Genomic DNA, 6,000 nt, shown 5'->3' with positions numbered 1-6,000 from the left:
TTACTGCTTCAATTTTTTCTTCCCTTGAAAATTTAGCCAAAAGAAAAGCACCTCCAAATTTTAGATTTTGTGTCTAAAATTTGGGGTGCAGTTCAACCTTAGAATGGTTCTTTTTATTTGTTTTACTATTGGATTGAGTTTGAAATTCTAATATTGGTTCGGGTTTGGCTAATACTTACCTCTGCTTGGCTAATAATCCGCTAATTTTGACTAATATTCTATAATTCGCTCAAGCGATTTTTCGAAATTCTAATATTGGGCTGAGTTTGGCTAATATCTATAATTCGCTCAAGGCTATCTCTCGAAATTCTAATATTGGGCTGAGTTTGTCTAATATACACTCTAGTTTGACTAATAACTCGCTTAATTTGGCTAATATTCTCTAATTCGCTCAAGCTTTTTTTCGAAATTCTAATATTGGGCTGAGTTTGGCTAATATACACTCTAGTTTGACTAATAACTCGCTTAATTTGGCTAATATTCTATAATTCGCTCAAACTTTTTTTCGAAATTCTAATATTGGGCTGGATTTGGCTAATATACACTCTAGTTTGACTAATACTTACCGCTGTTTGGCTAATAATCCGCTAAATTTGGCTAATATCTATAACTCGCTCAAGGCAATCTCTCTAAATTCTAATATCGGGCTGAGTTTGGCTAATACTTATCTCTGTTTGGCTAATAATCCGCTAAGTTTGACTAATATTCTATTAATTCGCTCAAGCGATTTTTCGAAGTTCTAATATTGATCCGAGTTTGGCTAATATCCCCTCCCCTTGACTATTAGTTAAGCAAAAAAACTAGGCCTCCCGTATGCCGAGAGAGCCTAGTTGTAAGTTTTAGCGTAAGTTGTAGAACGATTTTAGACCAAGGTATTGGCTTGTTTCTGCTAGTTGGTCTTCGATGCGTAGTAGTTGGTTGTATTTTGCTACGCGGTCTGTACGAGATGGCGCACCTGTTTTGATTTGACCCGCGTTTGTTGCTACTGCGATGTCTGCAATTGTTGCGTCTTCTGATTCACCAGAGCGGTGAGAGATTACAGCAGTGTAGCCTGCACGTTTTGCCATTTCGATTGCGTCAAATGTTTCTGTTAATGTACCGATTTGGTTTACTTTGATTAGGATTGAGTTGCCTACACCTTGCTCGATCCCTTGAGCAAGTTTTGTAGTATTTGTTACGAATAAGTCGTCCCCTACTAATTGAACGCGTTTACCGATACGCTCAGTTAGTAGTTTATGGCCTTCCCAGTCGTTTTCGTCTAAGCCGTCTTCAATTGAGATGATTGGGTATTTTGATGTTAATTCTTCATACCAGTCCACCATTTCAGCAGACGTTTTTACAACGCCTTCTCCATCTAAATGGTATTTTCCATCTTCTTTATTGAATAGTTCAGAAGATGCTACGTCCATTGCAAGGCGTACTTCTTCACCTGGTTTGTAGCCAGCTTTTTCGATTGCTTCTAAAATCACTGTGATTGCTTCTTCATTTGAGCCTAAGTTTGGCGCGAATCCACCTTCGTCACCTACTGCTGTGTTGTAGCCTTTTTCTTTTAATACTGATTTTAAGCTGTGGAAGATTTCAGCACCGATACGTAATGCATGGCGGAAACTTTCTGCTCCAACTGGCATAACCATAAATTCTTGGATGTCTACGTTATTATCCGCATGTGCACCACCGTTTAAAATGTTCATCATTGGTACTGGTAATTGTTTTGCATTTACCCCACCAAGATATTGGTATAAAGGAATATCTAAATAATCAGACGCTGCGTGAGCAACTGCTAAAGATACGCCTAGAATTGCGTTTGCACCTAGTTTGCCTTTATTTTCAGTACCGTCAAGCTCGATTAACGCTTTATCGATCACTACTTGATCTAATACAGAATAGTTACCTTCTAATTCTTCAGCAATGATTGTGTTTACATTTTCTACTGCTTGTAAAACACCTTTGCCAAGATAGCGTGTTTTGTCGCCGTCGCGTAACTCTACTGCTTCGTATTCACCAGTTGATGCTCCAGATGGAACGATTGCGCGACCGAATGCACCTGATTCTGTGAATACTTCTACTTCTACTGTTGGGTTACCGCGTGAATCTAAAACTTCGCGAGCATAAACTTGTGTAATAAATGGCATTGTTATTTCTCCTCACTTTTCATCAAGTTAATATTATAAAACCACTATTTTTTTATATAGTCAAATAACGGTCTTCCTGTCATTTCTTGTGGTTGTTTTACATTTAACAATTTTAGCATAGTTGGTGCAAGGTCCGCTAAAATTCCACCGTCGCGCATAGCGATTTCTTCTTTCGTTACAATGACAGGTACAGGGTTCGTTGTATGGGCAGTCATTGGTTCGCCTTCAATTGTTACGACTTCATCCGAGTTACCATGGTCAGCTGTAATAATTGCTGCACCACCCTTAGCTAGTATTGCATCTACAACTTTTCCTAAACATTCATCTACAGCTTCAATTGCTTTAATTGTTGGTTCTAGCATACCACTATGCCCAACCATGTCAGGATTTGCAAAGTTTAATATGATGGCGTCAAATTTATCTGCAGCAATTTCTGCAAGGAGCGCATCAGTTACTTCATAAGCGCTCATTTCTGGTTTTAAATCATATGTAGCTACTTTTGGAGAAGCAATTAATATGCGTTCTTCTCCTGGGAATTTTGCTTCACGCCCTCCACTCATAAAGAAGGTAACATGAGGATATTTTTCAGTTTCTGCAATTCGAAGTTGTGTTTTGCCTGCCCCTGCAAGTACTTCACCTACAGTATTCACTAAATCCACATTCTCGTATGCAACATCTGCTTGTACATCGACACTATAATGTGTGAACGTCACGTATTTTAAATTCGTTGGATGTTTTTCTGACTTTTTGAATCCAATAAAATTGTCATTTGTAAATATTGTTGATAGTTGAATTGCACGGTCTGGTCGGAAATTAAAGAATACAACCGCATCATTTGTATCAATCGTTGCGACAGGTTTCCCTTCTTCTGTAAGGACAAACGGGATCACAAATTCATCATATACCTCGCGACCATATGATGATTCCACACCGATTTTTGCTGAAGCCGCCGTTTGACCAACGCCATCGACTAATGCTTTATAAGTTAACTCTACACGTTCCCAACGTTTGTCGCGGTCCATTGCGTAATAACGACCATGGATTGAAGCAAATTTCCCTACACCGATTTCATTCATTTGTTTTTCGGTTTCTTCAATATAGCCAAGAGCTGTTGATGGACCCACATCGCGCCCATCTAAAAATCCATGAATATACACTTCATCTAGACCATTCGCTTTAGCTAATTTCAACAGAGCAAATAAATGTTCATAATGACTATGAACACCACCATCAGAAAGTAAGCCCATTAAGTGCAATTTAGAATTATTTGCTTTTGCGTGTTCTACAGCAGCTAAAAACTTCTCATTTTTAAAGAAGTCGCCATCACGAATCGATTTATGAATACGTGTTAAGCTTTGGTAGACAATACGTCCAGCTCCAATGTTTAAATGCCCTACTTCAGAATTTCCCATTTGACCATCCGGGAGACCAACCGCTTCCCCACTCGCCGTTAATGTTGAGTGAGGAAACTGTGCCCAATATCGATCGAAATTCGGTTTTTTACTTTGTGCTACTGCATTTCCGAATACTTCATCGCGAAATGCAAAGCCGTCTAAAATAATTAATGCAACAGGTTGTTTAGGCATTAACTGCCGCCTCCAATATTTAATCAATTTCGCCTTGGCGTAGATGCGTCAGATTCGAATGATGTATGAATCCGTGGCATCCGCCGCGGCTTAGCTTTCTTAAATACTATTTAATAAAGCTAAAAATGAAGCAACTTCTAAGCTTGCGCCACCTACAAGCGCCCCATCAATATGTTCTTTTGATAATAATTCTTTAATATTTTCTGGTTTTACGCTACCGCCATATTGAATACGAATACTTTCGGCCGTTTCTTTGCCGTATAGTTCTTCAATCGTATGACGAATTTGACCACATACGTTATTCGCATCTTCCGCAGTAGCCGTTTTTCCTGTTCCGATTGCCCAGATTGGTTCATAGGCAATGACCATATGTTGTACTTCTTCAGCAGAGAATCCTTCAAGGGCAGCCTTCACTTGTCCAGCTACTTTTTGTGTTGTTTGGTCGGCTTCTTTTTCTTCTAATGTTTCACCGCAACAAATAATCGGAACAATACCATGTGAAATGGCTGCACGTACTTTTTTATTTATTGCTTCGTCGGTTTCATTAAAATATTCGCGTCGTTCAGAATGACCTAAAATGACATAATCTACATTGATTGATGCAAGTTGACTCGGGCTAATTTCACCTGTAAACGCACCTTCATTTTCATAGTGCATATTTTGTGCACCAATTGCTAAATCTGTATCTGTTGCAATATCAACTAATGAAGGCAAGTATAAAGCGGGCGAGCAAATGACAGCATCCACTTTATCTTCAGATGGTATTTTGTCACGCACTTCCTCAGTAAACTCAACTGCTTCATCAAATGTTTTATACATTTTCCAGTTCCCTGCAATAATTGGTTTACGCATGAGATTGCCCCCTTATTTATCGTTTAATGCAACTATTCCTGGAAGTTCTTTTCCTTCCATTAATTCCAGACTAGCTCCTCCACCAGTTGAAATATGATCCATTTGATCGGCTACATGGAATTTCTCTACGGCTGCTGCTGAATCACCGCCACCGATGATTGTATATCCTTCTGTTTCTGCCATTGCATTGGCTACCGTTTTTGTACCATTTGCAAATGGTTCCATTTCAAATACACCCATTGGACCGTTCCAAATAATTAGTTTGGATTGCTTAATGACTTCCGCATATTTTTCTGCAGTTTTTGGTCCGATATCAAGCCCCATCCACTCTTCTGGGATTTCCTCGATATTTACCACTTTATTTTCAGCGTCTTTTGAAAACTCTTTTGCGACAACTGCATCAATTGGTAAGTGAAGTTGTACACCTTTTTCTTTTGCTTTTTCAATAAAGCCGCGCGCTAATTCAATTTTATCTTCTTCTAATAGAGATTTTCCAATTGAATGCCCTTGTGCTTTTGTAAACGTAAATGAAAGGCCTCCACCGATAATTAAGTGATCAACTTTATCTAATAGATTTTCAATAACGCCGATTTTATCTTTTACTTTCGCACCACCGATAATCGCCGTAAACGGTCTTTCTGGATTTGACAAGGCTTTTCCTAACACTTCTAATTCTTTTTCCATTAAGAGACCTGAAACTGCAGGAACATAATGTGCAATTCCTTCTGTCGTTGCATGCGCGCGGTGAGCAGCTCCAAATGCATCATTTACATAAAGGTCCGCTAAATTGGCGAACGCTTTTGATAATGCTTCGTCATTTTTCGATTCCCCTTTATGGAAACGAACATTTTCTAGTAAAACAATGTCGCCATCTTTCATTTCAGCAACAGTGCTCTCCACCGCTTCACCAATGGATTCATCCAATTTTGTTACAGGTTGCCCCATTAATTCAGCTAAACGCTCACCTACTTTTGTTAAGCGCATGTCTTCTTTTACTTCACCTTTTGGACGACCTAAATGGGAAGCTAATATGACTTTCGCTCCTGCCTCTACTAATTCCTTAATTGTCGGAAGTGCAGCACGAATACGCGTATCGTCTGTAATTTCGCCGCCCTCCATCGGTACATTGAAATCTACACGAACAAATACACGTTTACCTTTTACATCTACATCTCTCATCGTCTTCTTTAAAAACATGAAGAAAACCCTCCTTCAAATTTTGAGTGCGATCCTTTTATTTTGATTAGCATTTACTACTAATTCGATAGTCTATTGTAAGGTTAAAGCGTCTCCTTTTATTCTTACAAAGAAGAAGAAGCGATGGGTATTATTATCCACCGCTTCCTTACCCTTCATCATTATAAATGGTAACAATTATAAAGGCTATACTTTTTATACTCATTTAGGTAATTATGTCACATAATTTTAAT

The 6,000-nt window shown here is 38.7% G+C and carries 4 protein-coding genes; all 4 read right to left on the bottom strand.

What is annotated here, in order from left to right; genetic code table 11:
• Positions 1–839 precede the first annotated feature (839 nt).
• Positions 840–2,132, bottom strand: coding sequence for a phosphopyruvate hydratase (eno, locus tag EK386_RS18365; RefSeq protein ID WP_126660635.1), 1,293 nt, complete (start codon positions 2,130–2,132; stop codon positions 840–842).
• Positions 2,133–2,176: 44 nt separating this feature from the next.
• A complete protein-coding gene (gene gpmI, locus EK386_RS18360) occupies positions 2,177–3,718 on the bottom strand; it encodes a 2,3-bisphosphoglycerate-independent phosphoglycerate mutase (RefSeq protein ID WP_126660634.1) in 1,542 nt (513 codons plus the stop codon).
• Positions 3,719–3,817: 99 nt separating this feature from the next.
• Positions 3,818–4,570 carry a triose-phosphate isomerase gene (gene tpiA / locus EK386_RS18355; protein WP_126660633.1) on the bottom strand — a complete coding sequence of 251 codons (753 nt, stop codon included), beginning with the start codon at positions 4,568–4,570 and terminating at the stop codon, positions 3,818–3,820.
• A gap of 12 nt (positions 4,571–4,582) precedes the next feature.
• Positions 4,583–5,767: a phosphoglycerate kinase gene (locus EK386_RS18350; protein WP_126660632.1), complete on the bottom strand. Its 1,185-nt coding sequence runs from the start codon at positions 5,765–5,767 to the stop codon at positions 4,583–4,585.
• Between the last annotated feature and the right edge of the window lie 233 nt (positions 5,768–6,000).

Origin of the sequence: Lysinibacillus antri, assembly GCF_003977595.1 — a bacterium.
Lineage (GTDB): Bacteria > Bacillota > Bacilli > Bacillales_A > Planococcaceae > Ureibacillus > Ureibacillus antri.
The sequence above is the reverse complement of the archived record's forward strand: the minus strand, read 5'-3'. Positions and strand labels throughout refer to the sequence as shown.

Bases quoted from the DNA above. Each gene is read 5' to 3' on its own strand.
- gpmI (WP_126660634.1), bottom strand. From the start codon at position 3,718: ATGCCTAAACAACCTGTTGCATTAATTATTTTAGACGGCTTTGCATTT.
- EK386_RS18350 (WP_126660632.1), bottom strand. From the start codon at position 5,767: ATGTTTTTAAAGAAGACGATGAGAGATGTAGATGTAAAAGGTAAACGT.
- eno (WP_126660635.1), bottom strand. From the start codon at position 2,132: ATGCCATTTATTACACAAGTTTATGCTCGCGAAGTTTTAGATTCACGC.
- tpiA (WP_126660633.1), bottom strand. From the start codon at position 4,570: ATGCGTAAACCAATTATTGCAGGGAACTGGAAAATGTATAAAACATTT.